Source organism: Catenovulum agarivorans YM01 (assembly GCF_000281085.1).
Lineage (GTDB): Bacteria > Pseudomonadota > Gammaproteobacteria > Enterobacterales > Alteromonadaceae > Catenovulum > Catenovulum agarivorans.
The window spans coordinates 171,398-192,142 of record NZ_JH767529.1 but is presented as its reverse complement, the minus strand read 5'-3'; the positions used below and the strand labels follow the sequence as shown (position 1 = coordinate 192,142).

The following is a 20,745-nucleotide window of genomic DNA, read 5'->3' as shown; positions in this document are numbered from 1 at the left end:
ATATTTAAGCGGTTTTTTGTGCTTGGATATAGTCAACTATTGCATTGATTGATTGCAAATGTTTGCGAGTTTCTTTTGAACCTTCTACCTTAATGCCAAAATTTTGTTTGAGGACTAAAGACAATTGCAGGGCGTCTAGAGAATCTAAACCTACATTCGACTTGCTGCCGAACAAGGGTTCATCATCGTCAATTTCCGTCCACTCTAGTTCATCTTCTTTGTCACATTCTTTTATAATTAGTTGTTTTAGTTCTTTTTTTAGTGCGTCTAGTTCCACATTAATCTCCTAGATCTTAGATTGAATAGATAAACCGCTAGGGCTAAGCATACCAAAGTAAATGTAATTAAATAAATTATTTGTTGAATAATCAGCTCGCTAGCTTGGCCGGACAATATATTGCGTATCAATTCTGCCGACCAATACATAGGGGAGAAGTTTGCGACCGTTTGTAAGGCGGTTGGCATTATGTCGTGTGGCACCATAAAGCCACTGATGGCAGCTAACAGTATATTTAAGCCACCACCTATTATAATGGCTTGCTCAAAACTATTGATTAAAACTGCCAAAACGCAGGCAAACGCCACTGCGCTGCTGCATATAATTAATGACAACGGTAACAACAGCAGAAAATCAGCTAAAGGATAAGTCGCTTGTTGCATAATAAGCGGCACGATAAATAAACCTATAGCCAATAATAAGGTGTATTGAAATAGGCTGATAACTAAGTAGGACAGTTGTTTTAACAAGAAAAAGTAGTTGAGGTTAACTGGAAACATACGTAGTCGAGTTAAAGTTGAATTTTGTTTTTCAGCCAATAAGGTGAGGGATATTGGCAGTACAATAAAATAAACACCGAATACCAACCAAGCTGGTACAGTTTCAGTGAAAATAGCTTGGTTATTTCTACCAGTTACAGCTTCAGTGATTAATGGCAAAGTGTCGGTACGTTGATTGATCTGCTGCATTTGTTGTTGCAGCGGTTGGTTGTTATCTAAATCTCCAATATCTGCTGAATATAAATGCAGTTTAAGTTTGGCCAGCGACATTTGCAGATGTTGCACCATTATACTTTTGACTTGAGGCGACAGTTTTCCGAGTACTTGATATTCAATAATTGGCTGTGGGTTCTGCGCAAATAAGTTTTTTTCTAGCTGGTTAACAAAGGTGATTGTTAATTTAGCTTCATCTAGCGATTTTGCGGGTTGATAACCAAACTGAAATAGATATTGGCTAAACAACTGCTGACTGTCTGATTGAGTCGGCTCAAGGTAAATTGCAACTTTGGCAACAACTTGGCTCTGACGTTCACTCATGGCAAATGACATCAACAGCATAAAGATAATTGGCATCAGCAGTAATACTGCCAAGCTATGTGGATCTTTTGCAATAGAGATTAGCTCTTTGTGGATAGATTGCTGAAACATTATTTAACTAAGCTCATATATAAATCGTGCAGGGTCGGCGACTCGTAGTTGATTGAGTCGACACTAATATTTAGCTGCAATAGCCTGTTTATGAGCATTTGGCAGCTTGCAACACTACAAGCGACTAGTTGTATTTGATGATTGTCAATTTGGATATCCGCAAATAATTCCGTCAACTTTGAAATTTGCGCCTGTGTTAGTGGAGCAGTTACGTGGAGCAGTAAATTTTTGCTTTGATTCGCAACTTGGATGTTTTGTAATTGACCCTTGTTTAAGACATAAGTTTGCTCACATATATCTTCTACTTCACTGAGTAAATGCGAAGTATAGAGTATAGTGACGCCTTGCTGTTTAAGCTGTTTGATCAAGCTGATTATGGTTGCTCTTGATTTGGGGTCTACCCCAACAGTGGGTTCATCTAAAAACAAATACTTTGGGTTTTTTAGTAGGGCTATCGCTAAGTTCAGTCTGCGTTTGTATCCACCTGACAAGCTAGCGGCAGTTGCGTTTTTGTAGTCATCTAATTGGCAGCTATCCATCACCTTTTGCACATTGTATTGCTGCTCTTGTTTGCTTTGTCGACAAAATCCAGCAAAAAATTTTAAATTTTGCAGCACGGTTAAGTGCATGTAAAAAGCGTATTCTTGCGGGACTAAAGCTAGGTGGTTTTTTAGGTACTCAATGTGATTAAGCTGCTCAGCGTACTTGTATTCAACACTTCCTTTATACGTAGTAAGAAGACCTGACAGCAGGGAAATCAAAGTGGATTTGCCCGCACCATTTGGGCCTATTAGTCCTGTGCATTGACCTGCTAGACAGTCAAAACTGACTGAGTTTAAGACCTGCTGAGTTGATTTGGGATATTGGAAACACAGTTGTTTAACTGAGATGGCTACAGAACCCAAAGATTACCTTTCCTTATTGTAATTGTTGTAATGAGCATGCTTATGTAGATCTGAAACACTTATTTATTCTGAATTCAGTATATCCACACAGAATAGTTTGACTATATTAGCATAAAGCTTACAATCTGCACCGAAAAAGACAGCTGGGCAATCGCTGCCTCATTTTTGAGGGGGAGGAAAGTCCGGGCTCCATAGGGCAGAGTGCCAGATAACGTCTGGGCGGTGTGAGCCGACGACCAGTGCAACAGAGAGTATACCGCCGATGGCTGCTTGCAGCACAGGTAAGGGTGAAAGGGTGCGGTAAGAGCGCACCGCGCGGCTGGTAACAGTTCGTGGCACGGTAAACTCCACTCGGAGCAAGATCAAATAGGGTTCCATTGGCGCGGCCCGCGTTGGAACCGGGTAGATTGCTTGAGCCTTATAGCAATGTAAGGCCTAGACGAATGATTGCCATTTTACTTAGGTAAAATACAGAACCCGGCTTACAAGCTGTCTTTTTCACCTTACACTTTTAGCTCTATCTCGGCTCAGAATTCTCTTGCTAACCTCAGCTGTATATTCACTTTATTCTTTTACTAACACTTTTGTTTTTAGGAGCATTTTGTCGGGACACCACAAACAAAAAAGCCCAATCAATTGAAGTGAAGTCACTTCAAATAGACTGGGCTTTCAAACAATTCAGTAAACTGAATTATTTAAAGATTAGTTGAACGCACGACGCTCACGACGTTTGAAACCACCTTTATCACCACCTTCGTTTCTTCTACGAGGTGCGCTGTAATCAGACGCAACATCTTGCTCAGTTGCAATAGTTGGAGATATTTTTTGGTTACGGATCATTACACGTTGTAATTTACCAAATACAGCTTTAGGCATGCCTTTTGGTAGGTCTACGTATGAGTATTGATCGTGTAATTTAATGTGACCAATATGGCTGCTGTCTAAGTTGATTTCGTTTGCGACTGCGCCAACGATATCACCAGGGCCTACACCGTGCTCACGACCAACTTCAAATCTGAAAGTATCAAAATCTTGCTGGCTACGACGTTCACCGCGTTCACCACGACCGCGAGATTCACGACGACCATCACGACCGCCTCTTTCTCCACGTTCAGCTCTGTCACCACGATCACGACCACGTGATTCACGACGACCGTCACGTCCGCCATTTCTGTCGCCACGCATTTCACGGCCAACAGGATCTTTAGGTGGGAACAATGGTTGATTTAATTGTTGTTTAAACAATAAAGCTGCAGCTAGTTGTTCTGCTGTCCACTCGTTTTCTTCGATAAAGCGCTTAACAACATGGCTGAAGTTACCTAAATCGGTATTTTCAATCACTTCTGACAAACCAGTTTGCATACGCTTCATACGCACTTCACCAAGTTGGTTTGCATCAGGCATGTTGAAGTCTTCAATTTTGCCTTCAGTTGCGCGCTCTAAACGGAACAAGGTACGCATTTCACGACCATTGGCAAACAAGATAGCTTCACCGCTACGACCTGCGCGACCAGTACGACCAATACGATGAACGTATGATTCTGAATCTGCTGGTAAATCGTAGTTGATAACATGAGTAATACGTGGAACGTCAAGACCACGTGCAACAACGTCTGTTGCAATTAAAATAGATACACGACCATTTTTAAGTTGGTCAACAATACGCTCACGGTCGCTTTGGTTCATATCACCATTTAATGCAGCCGCAGGGAAACCTTTACCGATTAAGTGCTCAGCTAAAGTTAAAGTATCGTTACGTGTACGCACGAATACTATCATTGCATCGTATTCTAAAGTTTCAGCTAAACGCTCTAAACCAGCTGTTTTGCCAATTTTGCTAACGCGCCATGCACGTTGGCTGATGTTTGCTTTTGCTTGTTTAACTGCAGCAATTTTTACGTGTACAGGATCTTTTAAGAACTGTTGAGTTACTTTTTTGATCGCCGGTGGCATAGTTGCTGAGAAAAATGCCATTTGGGTATTGTCTGGCACGTGCTCAAGGATCCATTGGATATCTTCCAAGAAACCCATGTTTAACATTTCGTCTGCTTCATCTAATACACAAGCGCGTAAAGCGTCTAATTTTAAACGACCTTTATCAATGTGATCCATTAAACGACCAGGTGTACCAACAACAATTTGTGGGCCTGCTTTTAAATCACGAATTTGTGGCGTGTATGACTGACCACCATAAACAGTTGCTACACGTACGCCGCGCATGTGTTTAGCAAAATCTGTAACCGCTTCAGCAACCTGAATTGCAAGTTCACGTGTAGGGCACACAACTAACATTTGTGTTTCACGTACATTTGCATCAATTTTGCTTAATAGTGGTAAACCGAATGCTGCGGTTTTACCAGTACCCGTTTGCGCCTCACCTAGAATGTCGTTACCTTCTAATAACGCAGGAATTGACTGTGCTTGGATAGGGGTTGGTTGAGAAAAGCCTAATTCTTCAATTGCTTGCAATACAGGTGCAGGCAAACCCAGTTCGTTAAATAGAACTGTAGATTCATTTTTTTGCATATAACTACTCTAGTTTCATCATCAAATTGTCGATGAGGTAATAACCCAAATTTTGCTTGGGTATAAGGCGCAGGACACTGGACTAAACACAGCTGTTCAAAACTCTGTGGAGTGATGTGTTTTGATTAAGCATTACATAGTTGCTTAACACACAATTGCTCAATTTTAGGTGGAATATACCTTTCACACTGGCAGCGCGACTACCTCTACTAAACCAGCGCGACTTTTACATGGGCAGATTAAACCGCCGACAAGAACAAGCTCGAATGCTTGTTAGGAAAAAGCCATGGGCTGGGAGACGCGCACTATACAGGCTAATAATATTATTGCAAGAGTTTGGTTAAAAAATAGTCGATATTTTTTTGATCAATATTTATGACCTTTTGCTTGCTCTTTGAAAGCGCTTACACTATATTGTTGCAAATATGTTTAAAAACACAATTCTTATCTGAGCTAAGGTAAAGAGGTTATGAAAGTTATCAAACTATCGACTGTTAGTCGCAAAATTAAATTGGGGATTGCTCTTATGAGTAGTGTCGGATTATTAACTATAGCGGGCTGTCAAAACACGCAATCATCACAGGTTGATAAACCTATAGATCCACGCCAAGGCGATTTGTCTATTTGGCCAAAATTAGATATTGCCGTGAAACAAGACCCACAAGTTGAAGCGCAAGTCGCGAAGATTTTAGCTGGCATGACCATTGAACAAAAGGTCGCACAAACTATTCAACCCGAAATTGGTTCAATTAGTGTTGAAGATATGCGCAAATACGGGTTTGGTTCATACCTAAACGGTGGTGGCTCTTTCCCTGGTGCGAATAAACATGCAACTCCGGCTGATTGGATAAAGCTTGCAGAAGATTTATATCAAGCATCAGTAGATGACTCAATTGATGGCTCTAGTATTCCAACTATGTGGGGTACAGACGCTGTGCATGGTCACAATAATGTGATTGGCGCGACTTTATTCCCACATAACATAGGTTTAGGTGCGGCACATGATCCTGAACTTATTCGAGAAATAGCCGAAGCCACCGCTAAAGAAGTTATGGCTACTGGTATAGATTGGGTGTTTGCACCAACAGTTGCAGTAGTGCGTGATGATAGATGGGGGCGCACTTATGAAGGTTATTCGGAAGATCCAAAAATTGTTCACGACTATGCGCGTTCAATCGTTGAAGGTTTACAAGGACCAGCCAACGCAGACTTTTTAAGTGAGCGTCGAGTTATCTCTACTGTTAAACACTTTTTAGGTGACGGCGGCACAGTTGATGGTGACGACCAAGGCAATAACATCGACAGTGAACAAGACTTATTTGATCTACATGCACAAGGTTATGTGTCTGGCATAGCGGCTGGTGCACAGTCGGTTATGGCTTCATTCAATAGCTGGCACGGCGTTAAAATGCACGGCAATAAATATTTCTTAACCCATGTTCTAAAAGAAAAAATGGGTTTTGACGGATTTGTTGTGGGTGACTGGAGTGGTCACGGCCAAATTAAAGGCTGTACTAATGACAACTGCCCAGATGCTATGAATGCCGGTTTAGATGTATACATGGCGCCAAATGAATGGAAAGTTTTGTACGACAATGTCGTTGCTCAAGTAAAAGCAGGTGTGATTAGCCAACAGCGTTTAGATGATGCTGTTGCGCGTATTTTGCGCGTAAAAGTACGAGCTGGTTTATTTGATAAACCATCTCCGGCTAATCGCCCATTAGCAGGTAAATCAGAGTTGATTGGCGCGCCTGAACACAGAGAAGTTGCACGAAAAGCTGTGCGTAAAAGTTTAGTGTTATTAAAAAACCAACAGAATATCTTGCCACTTAAACCAACTATGAATGTATTGGTCGCTGGTGATGGCGCTGACAATATCGGCAAACAATCAGGCGGTTGGACCATTAGTTGGCAAGGTACAGGTAATTCAAATGAAGACTTCCCTGGCGGTAGCTCAATTTGGGATGGTATTGAACAAACGGTTAAAGCTGCCGGTGGCAAAGCAAGTTTGAGTGTTGATGGCAGTTTCTCTACTAAACCAGATGTCGCAATTGTTGTGTTTGGTGAAGAGCCATATGCTGAAGGCAATGGTGACGTGAGTAACCTTGAATATCAACGTGGTAACAAAACCGACTTAGCTTTATTGCGTAAACTAAAAACACAAGGCATACCTGTGGTATCGGTATTTATTAGTGGCCGTCCTATGTGGGTAAACCCAGAGCTAAATGCATCAGATGCATTTGTAGCGGCTTGGTTGCCAGGCTCTGAAGGTGCTGGTGTTGCCGATGTTTTATTTACTGATGAAAGCGCTAACGTACGTTACGACTTTACTGGTAAGTTGTCATACTCATGGCCAGCGTTCGCAGATCAAGGCCCTGTTAATGTCGGTGATGAAGATTACCAACCTTTGTTGCCGTATGGTTTCGGTTTAACTTATGCTGATAAAAATGTACTGGCAAGTGATTTGTCAGAAATTGCGGGCAGCAACCCTGATAGCAAATTAGCTGAATACGCGATTTTTGAGCGCAGTGCACAAGCGCCATGGGCTTTAACCATAGGTACATCAACTGAGCGCAAAGCGGTTGATTCTAAAATTGTAAGTTTAGATAAAATTCAAATTAGAAGCATAGATAAATATGTGCAAGAAGATGCACGCCAAGTGACTTGGGCAGGCGGACAGGCTGATGTGTCTTTAGGTGCGCCATTCCCAGATGATTTACGTGCCTACACTGAAGCAAATGGGGTAATGAAGTTGGATATTCGAGTTGATAGCCAAATACCAGCAAACGTTTGGTTAGCAATGAATTGTGCCGGCGAGTGTGATGGCAAACTGAATATAGCACCAACTTTAGCTAACTATACTCAAGGCCAGTGGCAGACATTACGAATTGATTTGGCTTGTTTTGCAAAAGCTGGAACCGATTTTGGCAAGGTGTTTACCCCCTTTAGTTTGGCAACCGATCAACCATTACAGCTAAGTTTTGCTGCGGTTAAATTGTTGGCTAAACCAGAAGGTGAATCAAACATCTCATGCCAATAAAGAGCAGTACCTTTATGGTTGTTTAACTGTGTAGCAAGGATGCATTTGTTACTGTGTTTGGTAACAACTCCCTTTGCGCCTATAGATATGGGTTTCTATAGGCGCTTTTTTGTTATTAATCATCATAAATTTACGGCCACGCGACACAGCCTTCATTTGTTAAGAGTTGATATCTGCATCAGTTATCTATGCTTTGTAAAGCACTATAGAGCAAGGCATATATAAGCATCAGCTTCTAATCCTCAATAAACCCGCTCCTTTTTTAGCACCAGACTTTGCTATGGAATTCTCGCAACGAGGTCATACTATAGAGTTTTTTCAGCAAACTAGACTTACTCGCGTTAACCACGTTTTGTTTTGCGCATTGATCGGCGTGGCCTGTTGATGAAATCTAACTTACGCTATGGTGAAGTTTTGATTGGTTTGCAGATCGTGAGGGGAGACAGAAAAAGCAGGTCAATTAAATTGACCTGCGTGGTGCCAAAGATGGTTTATTAAATTAAAAATGTTTTTTTATTGGCACAAACCTGTACTTGCAGCCGAGTCAAATGTTAGACCCGCGGTTACATCGCTAACGCAAAAATTAACTGTTACACCACCGCCTTGGCTGGTCGATGTAACAAAGTTAACGACACCATTTGCATCAGTTGAAACAGTTTGAGCTTCATTCCATGTGCCACTAAAGTTACCAGTTACCGATGCATTTGCATAAGGTTGGCCTAAATCATCCAGTACAGTTACTGCGGCAGTTCCAAATTTTTGTCCTTTGCCTGCACTTTGTGTACCTGTTGTTACCAAACTTACATAGACAGACGTTGCTTCTGCTGGTGGTTGAGAGCTGCCACCTAAAATAACAAAGTTATCAATTGTATATAAATCGCCATTAAAGGTATTAGGGTCAATTAATATAACTAAGGTATCAACATTGGTATCACCAGTATCGCCGTCTATTCTATCCGCTAAACGAAATCTAAGGGTTTGCCAGCCATTTGCGTGATCAATGAAAGCTTCGTATTTACTGTGGCGACCAACAGGGTAGTTGTCACTGGTGGCTGTTGCTGAGTTTTCCAATTGAACTAAAATTTGTTTGCCAACTAAAGCCGCATCTGTATTAAACAAATCCATGGCAAAAGCTTTGTCTCCTGCAAGCAAAGGCGCTGCATTTGATATGGCTGAAGTAGAAGCCGCAATTACATCCCATTGTGTTGCAGAATTTCTGGTGTAGTTTAATACGCCGCCTGAAACATCAAAGTTACCGTCGAAATAAGTGTAAGTAACTGCAGAGTTGCCATCAAAATTGTCTAACACAGTTTCAACAGCTAACTCAGGCTCTACAAACACATTGAAGCTTGCTACATCTGTACCACAGCTAGCGTTAGTTACGGTTACTGATACTTCGCCACTAGTTGCACCGGTAAAATCAATGTTAACGCTTTCACCGTTGCCTGAAATAGTCGCACCAGCAGGAGCATTCCATGTATAACTAGAGTTAGTGCCTTGCGCACCAACTACAGTAAATGTATGTGTGCTATTTGGTGCAACTATATTCGGGCCATCAATTGCTGCTTCACCTAAATTGTATACTCGCACATAATCTACTTCCATTGTTGCAGGTAGTGCCGAGTCATCTACCGTGCCACCCCAGCTGCCTCCTACAGCCATATTTAGCAGTATATGGTATTGATAGTTTTCATATGTCCACCAACTTGGGTTAGCTAAATCACTAGGTGTTTTGGTTGAATAAAGCATTCCATCTACATACCAACGAATCTCATTTGGTTCCCACTCCACAGCATAAACATGAAAGTTATCCGACCATTTTTGTGGCTGGCTTAATACATGAGCACCGGTAAATGAGTTGTTAGGCCACGCTTCACCATAGTGAATTGTACCATGAGCAAACATTGAGGCTTGGCCTGTTGACTCCATTATGTCTATTTCGCCAGACATTGGCCAACCTACATCAGGATTAGTTGGGAGCATCCAAAATGCTGGCCACATGCCGGCAGCATCCGGCAATTTTATTTTGGCTTCAAAGCGACCATTGGTCCATTCACCACTGGTTGGCATACCTGCAGTACGTAGTCTACCTGACGTGTAGGATTTAGATTGCACGCGCTGCTTTTTAGCGGTGATACTTAGCGTGCCATTTGCTACTGTTAGATTATCTGCTTGATAACTTTGCAATTCATTGTTACCCCAGCCACAAATACCTTCAGCACAGCCGTCGCCGGTTTGTACCTCCCAATTGTTTAAATCTAATGTTGTGCCATTAAATTCATCACTCCAAACCAGTGTTTGGCAGGTATTTGCGTATGAGGTTGCTGAGAATAGACCTGCAGCCAAAACTGCCGTGGTCGTTTTAATTGACGGTTTTTTCATGTTTCACCTTTGTGTATGTGTATTTATATTTGTGTGCGCTAGTTATTATACTGTGACACTAAAAGAAAGCGCTTACAAGCCTGATGTGTTAAAAATGTTTGTGAAATGTTTTAATTTGTTAATTTGATACGGGGGGAATGGTGGCTGCAACTAATAACCAAGGGATTAGCCACAGCGGTTAATTCATCTACTAGTTTTGTTTTAAGTATATAACTACGAGGTTACTCGTGCTCTTTGTTTAGATATTTGGATTTTTTTAACGCAATAAACAAACACAGCCCGCCCGCTAACAAGGCAACATAAGTTCCTATGTTAAAGGCTTGCTGATTGTTGGTATTTAGCGACATAAAAAATACTGCATAACTAATTGAGCCTATGCCGAATCCGGCTAATATTCCTTTTCCTGCAATGGTTGATAATTGAATCAATTTAGACATTTGCATTCCTTACCCTTAAATTTATTGTTGTATGATAATACTTTATTGGGCTTGGGAAATAAACTACTGCAAATAATCCTTCACCACATCTTTATAAGTGCGGCTGACTTTTACTTGTTCGTTGTCGCCTATATGCACATAAAATTCACCTTTGGGCAGTGGGGTGACTTTATCGATACAAGTTAAATTGATTATGGTCGATCTGTGTACACGTTTAAAAATGCTTGGGTCTAATTCATCTAACATAGCCGATATAGTTGAACGCTTGATGTGGGTTTTACCTTGAGCGTGAATACAACAATAGTCGCCCGCCGCGTCAATCCATTCAATTTGCTGTTGGTTGACTAAAGTAATTTCATCACCATCTTTAATGACTATTTTGTGTTCGCCAGAAGCTTTAATCGACTGTAGCGCACCTAATATTTTCGATTTTTGCTGATTATCATCCTCTACGTTTTGCAAGCGGCTTGCAGCACGCTCAACTGCGCGTTGAATGTGCTCTTCATCAATAGGTTTTAAAATATAATCGACCGCATTTACATCAAACGCATTTAACGCGTATTGATCGTAAGCCGTGGTAAATACAATTAGCGGCATTAGGTCATTTTGAATTTTTTGAATCACATCAAAGCCATTTAGCCCTGGCATCTCAATGTCTAAAAAAACTAAATCGGGGGCATGTTGTTGAATTTTCTCCAGCGCTTTACGGCCATTTTGACACTCAGCAACAATGTTAATTTGTGGGTATTTAGACAACTTAGCTTTAATCAAACTTAAAGCAAGCGGTTCATCGTCAACAATAATGGTTTTAATTCCTTGCATATTCGCCTCGACTAAACTTGGTATGGCACACTAATTTGCGCAAGCAAACCGCCGCTATCTAATTGTTTTAACTCAAATGTGTAATCTTCTGGATAAAGTGTTGCTAAACGCTGTTTAATATTGCGCAGGCCTACGCCTCTAGGTTGGTTAAAAGCTGATTCATCAACCGTTGCATTTAAACCAGCGCCCGTATCTGATAATAGCAGTAATAATGTATTGTTTTTAACCTTAGCGGTTAAACTGATTTTGCCACCATCTTCATTTTTAGCGATAGCATGTTTCATTGAGTTTTCGACTATTGGTTGCAAAATTAAGCTTGGGATCAAGGCTCGGTTAGCCGCTTCATCTATGTCAAATTCAAATTCTAACCTGTCGCCAAAACGCACTTTTTCAATTTGTAGATAGAGTTTTAGTGTGTCTATTTCTTGCGCTAAACTAACTTTTGCATCAGGATCATTATCTAACGAATAACGTAAAAAGCGGCTTAAGTTCACCACCATTTTTTGTGCTTTATTGTTTTCTTGCGCTTCAATTAACGAGTTAATTGCATTTAAGCTATTAGATAAAAAGTGTGGGTTTAGTTGATAGCGCAACATTTTTAATTGGGCTTCACGCGCTATGTTTTGCGCTTCAACACGCTTAAAATGTTCTGCTTTCGATTTAGCTTCAGTTTCCAACAGAATTTTGTGCTCTACTTGCAACAACTGGTAATAAACCACGCCATAAAACATTGCACTCCAACAAGAAAAAATAAAAATGCCGGTGAAATACCAACCGCCAAAGTTCCACCAAATATCTGGCTCGTCAGTCATATGCATAAAAGCCAGCATACGTACAACAGTCCACAGTAAAGAAACAATTACCACAAGTACAAATGAATAAGCCAGCCTAAACCAATTGCCTTTGTGCCAGCTCCATAAAAAAGCTTTTTGCAGCAATAAGCTTAATGCCAAACCAAAAACAGCTTGAACAATAATATGTGAAAAATGGGCTATGTCGTATTGACCATACCAAAGGGTTAGCGTGGTGTAACTAATAAAGCAGCTAAATGCCCAAAAACCGACTTGGCAATAGCGAAATAATATAGCGGGTGCGTTGCCAAGTTTATGTTGAATAAGCTGTCTGACATCTACGCCTTTTATCGGCTCGCTTGGTTCCATTGAATAAACTTCAGAATTTGATTGCGTCACTAGTTATAGACCTTCTATCAATCAACTAAGTAAAACTTAGTTGTAAATTAGCTAAAAATAAATGTAAGCGAATTCACACTTGGCTTGATTGGTTATCCATTTTAACTTGCATTTATCCCATTTTGTCTCATTTTGTATGTATAAAGGAAAACGTTGTGTTAAAAAAGTATTAATTGTTTTGGTGTTTTTAATTGATTTTAACAGCATCGAATCAGATTTGTAAGCGATTACAATTGTTTTTAATGATTGAATAATCATCAACAATAATTATGGGGATACCTATGGCAACACAAATATCTAGCCGAAATAAGTTAGCTCGGTTAGTCAAATATGGTTTGGCTGTCACATCGAGCACTTTAATACTAGGTTGCACGCAAGACGTAGCAACCGAATCTGACTTTACCGCTCCAGATATAACAGAAAAAAATTCAAACTGGGAGCTAGTTTGGGCAGATGAATTCGACGGCACAGAAATAGACAGCGCTAAATGGACACATGAAGTCAATTGTAGTGGGGGGGGTAACAATGAATTGCAGTGTTATACGGATTCTGCGGAAAACTCATTTTTACAAGACGGCATGTTGCATTTAGTCGCAAAACCATCTTCAGAAGGCAGTAAGCCTTATAGCTCAGCTCGCTTAAATACCAGATATAAAGGTGACTGGAAATATGGCCGAGTTGAAATTCGCGCAAAATTACCCGCAGGTCAAGGTACATTCCCTGCAGGATGGATGTTGCCAACAGACGAAGTATATGGCGGATGGCCTCATTCAGGTGAAATTGATATATTTGAAGGGGTAAACACAAAAGCTATTCGTCCAGATGGCACTGTCGACTCAAGTATTTATGGTACTTTGCATTACGGTAAAAGCTGGCCTAATAATGATCACTCAGGTCAGGAATATATTTTACCTCAAGAACAAAACCCCGCAGATGTTTTCCATACATACGCTATTGAATGGGAAGAGGGAGAAATACGTTGGTACATTAACGAAACTTTGTATGCGACTCAACGCCGTTCGGAAGTGCGTTATAACAAAGATGGTGTAGCAACAGGGCTAAAACACAGAGGCTGGTACACGCATAACTATCATCCAGTAACTGGTGAATTAGCCGCGTTTTATACTGATGCCCCATTCGATCAAAAATTCCACATTATTTTAAATAATGCAGTAGGTGGAGATTGGGCATCTAATACCAACCAAGCAAGCGAATTTTCTGATACTGGTGGGGTTGATCCTGCTGCATTTGAAAATAGTAATGCAATGCAAATTGATTATGTACGTGTTTATCAATGTACGCTCGATCGTGACACTGGCAAAGGTTGTGGTACTTACACTCCAGAATACTTTGGTGGTGATACATTGGTTGAAGGTGAAGCTCCAACTATAACCCCTCCTGCACCTCCAGGGCCTGTATCTGACCTAGTTATTTTTGCTGATGCAGAAAATCCAGACTGGCCATTATGGGATTGTTGCGGTGGTTCAACGCCTACAGTTGAGGTAGACGCAGACGCAAATTATGGCGCAACTGCTGAGTTTGCAATTGGTGCAACACCAACTGTAATGGGATTTATCACTCGTGATTTAGACGCACCTAAACCGTACGATGCGACTAGTAAATTGGCCTCTGGTACAGTGGAGTTTGATCTTAAAGTTTTAAGCATGCCAAACGATGCAAGTGCCGATTGGTTCTTTAAAGTTGAACAAGGTGATGCGGATACAGCTGTAACTTTGTCACTATCTGATAGCCAAGAAGGCGTATTACCTACCCAAGGTCAATGGCAGCATTATACATTTACGTTACAGCAGTTAGCTGATGCAGGGTTAGACGTAAGTGGCATTAATGTAGTAATGATATTCCCTGCATGGGGTCAAGGTGAAGGTGCGGTTTATAGAGTAGATAACTTTACCATTGGTGATGGCGCCGGTGCTGCTAGCCCTGAACTTGTGTTATTTGAAGATGCGGCAAACGCCGAGTGGTTACCTTGGGATTGTTGTGGTGGTTCTACACCAATTGAAGTAACCGATGATGCAGAGCACAACACGGCAATTGAATTTGCAATTGGCGCAACTGAAACCGTAATGGGCTTTAAACCGGCTGATGGTTCAGGCATTTACTTTAACGCCAGCTCAATTTTAACTTCGGGTGTTGTTCAGTTTGAAATGAAAGTGACAAGTTTGCCAAATAACGCGGCTGCACCTTGGAAATTCAAAATAGAGAGCAATGCAACCTCTGAAGCAGTCGAACTTGATTTAACGGATAGTGTAGAAGGTGTTGCTCCTGTAGAAGGGCAATGGCAAACCTATACGTTTAACTTAAGTGATTTATCCAACCAAGGGTTAGATGTTAGTGCGATTGATGTAGTAATGGTTTTCCCTGCTTGGGGGCAAGGCGAAGGTGCTGTATATCGCATTGATAACGCAAAAATATACGATCCTAGTTTTAGTGGTGGCAGTGGCAGTGGTGGTTTAACACTATTTGCAAATGCTGAAGATGCTACTTGGTTGATGTGGGACTGTTGTGGTGGTTCAACGCCGGCGGTAGTAACTGATAATGATACTGGCGCAGCAGCTGAATTTAGCATTGGTTCAACGGCAACTGTAATGGGCTTTAAACCAGCAGATGGGTCAGGGGTTTCTTACGACGCGTCAGCCTATCTAAATGATGGTGTGGTTGCCTTTGATTTAAAAGTAACCAGCATGCCAAATAATGCTGCGGCACCTTGGTTATTCAAAATTGAGAGTAATCAAACTTCGGAAGCAGTCGAGCTACCTTTAACTGATAGCCAAGAAGGTTTTGCACCACAATTAAATCAATGGCAAACCTATACCTTCTCGTTAATTGATTTATATAACCAAGGTTTAGACGTATCTGCCATTGACGTTGTAATGGTATTCCCAGCTTGGGGGCAAGGTGAAGGTGCAGTTTACCGAATAGATAATGCTTACATTGGTCCTGCTCGTTCAAGCAACACGGGTGGTTCAAATGATGACAGTTCAGGTGACGACAGCTCTGGTGGTGATACAGCTGCTTGTACAACGCCTATCTGTAATGGCACATTTGATTCAGTTGACCATTGGTTAAACTCAATCTTTGACGTAAATATCGTTACTGAAGGTGCGAACTCATTCTACCAAGTGGATGTAACTGCGGCGGGCAATCCTTGGGATGTCAACATCAGTCAAGTTATGACTATTACTCCTGGTGCGACTTATACAGTGTCATTCCAAGCAAAATCAGACCGTGCTCGCACTATGCTTGTCGGTTTAGGTTTAAACCATGATCCATGGACCAATACAACAGAAACTGTATCGCTAACTACAGATTGGCAAACATTTACTTACGACATAGTTGCCGATGGTTTTGGTGACGACAACAGCCGAGTGCTGTTTGATATGGGCGCTGAAATAGGTGTTGTATCAATTGATGATGTCACTGTGGTGATGAAGTAATTACCAAATGGTAGAGCTTCCTCACATATGGTAGCTCTACTTTTTTCCCAGGTTATTAGCTAAGAATTTTTAGTACAGAATTAAGTAGGAAAGTTATGAATACCAATAGCTTTAAATTAAATAAACTTGCAGCAACTTTATCAGTTGCACTCGCTGCTGCTTCAGCACCACAGATGGTTTACGCACAAGATGGTGCCGACGAGCAAGTAGACGAAACCATTACAGTACGCGGTATTCGCGGCAGTTTAATGCGTTCAATGGATTTAAAACGCGATAGCTCAGGCATTATGGATGCTATTTCAGCTGAAGAAATGGGTAAATTCCCCGACACTAACTTAGCTGAATCGCTGCAGCGTATTACAGGTGTAACCATTAGTCGTTCAAACGGTGAAGGTAGTGAAATTACCGTGCGTGGTTTTGGCCCGCATTTTAACCTAGTGACGTTAAACGGTCGTCAAATGCCGGGCACAGGTTTTACTCGCTCATTTAATTTTGAAAACTTGTCGTCAGAGGGCGTATCTAGTTTAGAGGTGGTTAAAACCTCACGAGCAGAAACGCCAACTGGAGGTTTAGGCGCAACCGTTAATATAGTCACACCTAAGCCACTGCAATCGAAAGAGCGCACTGTCAGTTTAATGGCCAAAGCCATTCACGATAGTTCAAACGTTGCCGGTGATGATATTACCCCTGAATTTGCTGGTTTATACAGCGACACTTTTATGGATGATACCTTTGGGGTGGCAGCCAACTTCTCGTATAACCGCCGTGATTTCCAGCAGCAGGGCGCTAACATCCAAGGTTGGCATGCAAATGCAGATTTGCCATCAAGCCCAAGTGGTGAGGTGATTGACAATCGCGCAGTCGATGAAAATGGTGAACCAGTTAAAGTCTTTACTGATTATGATAAAGACACAGGCGAACCTTTTGCTTCTGCCGCACATTTTTTCCCAAAAGATATGAACTATGGTTATGCCGATGTGCAGCGTGAACGCATTAATGGCCAAGTAGCGCTTCAGTTCAAACCAACCGACAACATGGTTATTACCGCTGACTATACAGGTACACGTGCTACCACAGCAGTTGAAAGTGTGGGTTGGGGCATTTGGAATAACTTTGGTGGCAACATCAATGGCTACGAATTAGACGCTAATGGTACGGCAATTTATGCGGATATCGCTGGGGATGATGGCTCGTTTGCAATTAGCCGTTCAACCACAGAAGTCGAATCTGATTCAATTGGTTTAAACCTTGATTGGCAGTTAACCGATAGCATACATCTGGAGTTAGATGTGCACGATTCGCAAACCAAAGTAGATAATGGCGCGGATAAAGGCATTGGCGGCACAGTGCAGATGATCATGGGCTCAGACCAGTTGATCAATAAAGTATATGACTACCGTACAGGGGAGATTCCGCATTATTGGATTAATTGGGAAAATGGTAGCCAAACACTCAATACCAGTGAGATAGATTCTAACTTTGGCCAATTTATCCATAGCCCAGGCAAAGCCACAGTGCAGCAAGCGCAACTAGATGTGACATGGACAAACGAAGGAAACGGTGCACTGATTCAATTAAAAGGTGGTGCATCTTTTACTAAACAAGAATTGTCTGGTTCTAATGCTTGGAGTGGTTTGCGTGGTGGCCCAGGTTTTAATCCTAGCTTCACCCAGATATTTGCTGATGAGTTATTTACCAAACATGGCACTGGCAGCTTCTTAGACCAGTTTGCCGGTGGCGGCGACGACCTATCACCAAATTATTATTACACCTTTGATTTAGACAAAGTAGTTGGTTTACATAGTGCGTACGTAACAGCTGCAGCTGTGGGTGATGCGAACGCATTTTCAACCGACCCTTACGATGCAAATGGCACATTTTCAACCAGCTTAGTTGAAGAAGAAACTACAGCGGTTTATGTACAAAGCCAATGGGAATTTGAACTCGGCGATTATCTGTTAGAAATGAATGCTGGTGTGCGTTACGAATCAACTGATGTGATTAGCCCGTCTGAAAGTAAATTGGTAGATGAAGTGGTGTGGGCATCAGGCTCTGAATGGATCACACGTTATCAAGGTGATGCTCAATTAGTCTCTAATTCTGGTGGCTACGACATTGTCTTACCTATGGTTGATTTAAAACTAGAGTTAACCGATGACTTGGTCACGCGTTTATCTTTCGGTAAAAGCATGGCCCGACCTGAATTAGGTTATTTGCTGGGTGGCACAGGTTATAGCGGCAGCCCAAAAATTGGCGCGCGTACCGCCAGTGGTGGTAATACTAACCTTAAACCTTACCAGTCAACTAACTTGGATTTATCGTTCGAATATTATTACCAAGAAGACAGCTATTTATCACTCGGGTTATTTGCCAAGAAAGTTGAAGACTGGATTGAAGGCTCTGTCACCAGCGTCACATTAGAAGGTGTGCACGATGTGTATAAAGGGCAAAGATACAACGCAGCTGTCACTGCAATCGAAGCGGATGGCCAACAAGCGGATACCAGTGCAATTTACGACTGGTTAATTGCTGAAGGTTATGGTGATGAAAATGGTGCAATTGCCGCAGACCCAGCAACAGATCCTTTGTTGGAGTGGTCATTAAGCACACCGTTAAACGTTGAAGAACGCAACGTTCACGGTGCAGAATTTGCGGTACAACACGTATTTGGCGACAGTGGTTTTGGTACGTCACTCAACTTTACCTTAGTGGATGGTGACGTTGAATATGATCCGTACGAGCTTAAAGTTCAATCTGTTCTTCCTGGCATTAGCGATTCTGCCAACTTCCAAATGTTCTACGAGAAAGACGGTTTATCAATCAAAGCAACTTATGCATGGCGGGATGCGTATTTAATTGGCCAAGGTCAATCACAAGGTTCGGCTGAAGCGCCGCCGCAGTTTGCTAAATCTTTCGCTCAATGGGATATGAGTATTAACTATGACGTGACAGACAACCTAACTGTGTTTTTTGATGGGGTTAACCTCAACAATGAAACCGAACAAGGTTATGGCCGTTTTGAAGAGCAATTCTTATTTGCTCGCCAGTATGGCCCAAGATACATAGTTGGTGCGCGCATCAAACTGTAAGACTCCCAATAATAGCGTGGCGGCAGTTATATGTGTCCCATTGGCTGCCACGCTTTTTTTCTAATTGGTACTGTTATGAAAAAATCCATGTTAATTGTGGCGGCTATGCTATTGCCTAAAATTAGCTCTGTGCAGGCTGCACCTTCGGCTGACGATCTTATCACCTACCCAGGTTATACAGGTGAATATGCAGATTTTACTCTGGTAGTAGATGAAAGGTTCAACCAATTTAACCCTGACTTATGGGCAAAAGGAGATGGTGCGGTAGGCAGCGAATCTATCTGTCGCTTTCAGCCGCAAGGTGTTGAGGTTAAGCAGGGAGTATTAAATTTAACCATACGCCAACAAGCGGTTGCGGCTGGTTGGTCTGAAGATCACCAACAGCAAAAAAATGCTTACAACTACACCTGTGGCGAGTTGCGCACAGCGGCGGATAAACCAATTAAATATGGCCGGTTTGAAACCCGGATGAAAGCGCCAAATCGACAAACAGCATCAGGTTATATCTCGTCGTTATTTACCTATATGCAAGGTGGTGAGCCAAGAGAATGGGAAGAAATAGATATTGAACTTGAAGGTGGCCGACCGGATAAATTTCAAGCTAATTTAATTTATGGACTCAATTCGCCAGATTGGTGGTCAACCCGTCAATGGGGCGCATGGGAAGACAAAATAGTTGTTGGCCCTGTAGATGAATGGCGCGTTTTTGCTTTTGAATGGACCCCCACTGCAATCAAATGGTTTGTTGATGGCAAGTTAGTGAAAACACTAAGCGCTGCAGATATTGACTGCCAGCCCGAATGTATTGCGCCTCAAGTAAAGCCAACACCTATTCCTGACAACTTTACCCAGTTGATGATGAATTTTTGGATCCCCAATGATCAAATTCAAGATGTCTTTGGTGGCAATAAAAAACGCAATAAATACCCTATGGTCACTCAATACGATTGGATCCGGATTTACCAGTGGGATAAAGCGCCATTTGGATGGAGTGAGTAATCCACTAACTGCTCACTAAATTTTATTCGAGCTCTGAAAAATGAGTACCGTGCTGCATGCAGCAGAGTTGTAGAGGGATAATTATCGCAAAACCGCTGTGAATAGGTCCTTGCTGCTATTAAACGTCATCCATCCCGTGTGATGTTTTGCGATTAATTATTGCCTGACTCTTAGTATTTAACTTCGATTTAAACCACAGAAATAAAGCAGGGGGTTTATTGGAGTACTGAGGGAGAAATTTAGAGCAAAATTTCTTTTTCAAGGATGAAAAAGCGAAGCGTACAGGGATTGTATTCACAGCGGTTTTGCGAAAATTTCTCCCTCAGTGCTCCTGCGCACTGGAGTCTGCATAAATTCAACGCACAACAAACGGAAAAAACGACATGCAAATGTTCAACAATAAGTACAACAAAACAAAAATACTCAGCAGTTTATTACTTGCTATGAGTGTAAGTGCTTGTCAGTTAGATATTTC

General features: G+C 41.7%; 12 protein-coding genes, 1 other RNA gene and 1 pseudogene. 6 read left to right on the top strand and 8 right to left on the bottom strand.

What is annotated here, in order from left to right; genetic code table 11:
• Positions 1–4: 4 nt before the first annotated feature.
• The 3 genes from WSC_RS0113105 to WSC_RS22755 are packed head-to-tail and all read right to left on the bottom strand — an operon-like array spanning position 5 to position 2,330.
• Positions 5–277 (bottom strand): phosphopantetheine-binding protein, encoded by a 273-nt coding sequence (locus WSC_RS0113105; RefSeq protein WP_016956391.1) that lies wholly within the window; start codon positions 275–277, stop codon positions 5–7.
• Positions 268–1,425, bottom strand: a complete 1,158-nt coding sequence (locus WSC_RS0113100) for an ABC transporter permease (RefSeq protein WP_016956390.1) — start codon at positions 1,423–1,425, stop codon at positions 268–270. Before WSC_RS0113100 ends, WSC_RS0113105 begins: the two co-directional genes overlap by 10 nt.
• The gene (locus WSC_RS22755; protein WP_016956389.1) at positions 1,425–2,330 is read right to left on the bottom strand and encodes an ABC transporter ATP-binding protein; all 906 of its coding nucleotides are present in this window, start codon (positions 2,328–2,330) and stop codon (positions 1,425–1,427) included. Before WSC_RS22755 ends, WSC_RS0113100 begins: the two co-directional genes overlap by 1 nt.
• Before the next feature lie 135 nt (positions 2,331–2,465).
• Between WSC_RS22755 and rnpB the strand changes: the two genes are divergently transcribed.
• An RNA gene (gene rnpB / locus WSC_RS24225) (RNase P RNA component class A) lies at positions 2,466–2,831 on the top strand.
• A gap of 201 nt (positions 2,832–3,032) precedes the next feature.
• Here the strand turns inward: rnpB and WSC_RS0113090 are convergent.
• Positions 3,033–4,856: a DEAD/DEAH box helicase gene (locus WSC_RS0113090; protein ID WP_016956388.1), complete on the bottom strand. Its 1,824-nt coding sequence runs from the start codon at positions 4,854–4,856 to the stop codon at positions 3,033–3,035.
• A 469-nt stretch (positions 4,857–5,325) separates the two neighbouring features.
• Here WSC_RS0113090 and WSC_RS0113085 point away from each other — a divergent pair, with 469 nt between their 5' ends.
• Positions 5,326–7,896, top strand: a complete 2,571-nt coding sequence (locus WSC_RS0113085; RefSeq protein ID WP_016956387.1) for a glycoside hydrolase family 3 protein — start codon at positions 5,326–5,328, stop codon at positions 7,894–7,896.
• A gap of 513 nt (positions 7,897–8,409) precedes the next feature.
• Here WSC_RS0113085 and WSC_RS24205 read toward each other — a convergent pair.
• From WSC_RS24205 to WSC_RS22745, 4 genes are all read right to left on the bottom strand, one after another.
• Positions 8,410–10,278, bottom strand: a complete 1,869-nt coding sequence (locus tag WSC_RS24205; RefSeq protein WP_016956386.1) for a family 16 glycosylhydrolase — start codon at positions 10,276–10,278, stop codon at positions 8,410–8,412.
• A 221-nt stretch (positions 10,279–10,499) separates the two neighbouring features.
• The gene (locus tag WSC_RS0113075) at positions 10,500–10,715 is read right to left on the bottom strand and encodes a hypothetical protein (RefSeq protein WP_040394481.1); all 216 of its coding nucleotides are present in this window, start codon (positions 10,713–10,715) and stop codon (positions 10,500–10,502) included.
• A gap of 63 nt (positions 10,716–10,778) precedes the next feature.
• On the bottom strand, positions 10,779–11,537 hold the full coding sequence (locus WSC_RS0113070) for a LytR/AlgR family response regulator transcription factor (RefSeq protein ID WP_016956384.1): 759 nt from the start codon (positions 11,535–11,537) through the stop codon (positions 10,779–10,781).
• Positions 11,538–11,548: 11 nt separating this feature from the next.
• A complete protein-coding gene (locus WSC_RS22745) occupies positions 11,549–12,727 on the bottom strand; it encodes a sensor histidine kinase (protein WP_016956383.1) in 1,179 nt (392 codons plus the stop codon).
• 281 nt (positions 12,728–13,008) lie between these two features.
• Between WSC_RS22745 and WSC_RS22740 the strand changes: the two are divergent.
• The 4 genes and pseudogenes from WSC_RS22740 to WSC_RS0113045 form a co-directional block, all read left to right on the top strand.
• Positions 13,009–15,681, top strand: a pseudogene (locus tag WSC_RS22740) (family 16 glycosylhydrolase); the annotation flags it as partial.
• The gene (locus tag WSC_RS25585) at positions 15,664–16,182 is read left to right on the top strand and encodes a carbohydrate binding domain-containing protein (RefSeq protein WP_420170088.1); all 519 of its coding nucleotides are present in this window, start codon (positions 15,664–15,666) and stop codon (positions 16,180–16,182) included. The pseudogene WSC_RS22740 and the gene WSC_RS25585, both read left to right, overlap by 18 nt.
• Positions 16,183–16,277: 95 nt before the next feature.
• Complete coding sequence (locus WSC_RS0113050) at positions 16,278–19,271, top strand: TonB-dependent receptor (RefSeq protein ID WP_016956380.1); 2,994 nt, start codon at positions 16,278–16,280, stop codon at positions 19,269–19,271.
• Between the two features lie 75 nt (positions 19,272–19,346).
• Positions 19,347–20,270 (top strand): glycoside hydrolase family 16 protein, encoded by a 924-nt coding sequence (locus WSC_RS0113045; protein ID WP_016956379.1) that lies wholly within the window; start codon positions 19,347–19,349, stop codon positions 20,268–20,270.
• The last annotated feature ends 475 nt before the right edge of the window (positions 20,271–20,745 follow it).

Excerpts from the sequence above, each read along its gene's own strand:
- WSC_RS0113100 (WP_016956390.1), bottom strand. The coding sequence starts at position 1,425 with ATGTTTCAGCAATCTATCCACAAAGAGCTAATCTCTATTGCAAAAGAT.
- WSC_RS0113090 (WP_016956388.1), bottom strand. The coding sequence starts at position 4,856 with ATGCAAAAAAATGAATCTACAGTTCTATTTAACGAACTGGGTTTGCCT.
- WSC_RS0113085 (WP_016956387.1), top strand. The coding sequence starts at position 5,326 with ATGAAAGTTATCAAACTATCGACTGTTAGTCGCAAAATTAAATTGGGG.
- WSC_RS24205 (WP_016956386.1), bottom strand. The coding sequence starts at position 10,278 with ATGAAAAAACCGTCAATTAAAACGACCACGGCAGTTTTGGCTGCAGGT.
- WSC_RS0113075 (WP_040394481.1), bottom strand. The coding sequence starts at position 10,715 with ATGTCTAAATTGATTCAATTATCAACCATTGCAGGAAAAGGAATATTA.
- WSC_RS0113070 (WP_016956384.1), bottom strand. The coding sequence starts at position 11,537 with ATGCAAGGAATTAAAACCATTATTGTTGACGATGAACCGCTTGCTTTA.
- WSC_RS0113050 (WP_016956380.1), top strand. The coding sequence starts at position 16,278 with ATGAATACCAATAGCTTTAAATTAAATAAACTTGCAGCAACTTTATCA.
- WSC_RS0113045 (WP_016956379.1), top strand. The coding sequence starts at position 19,347 with ATGAAAAAATCCATGTTAATTGTGGCGGCTATGCTATTGCCTAAAATT.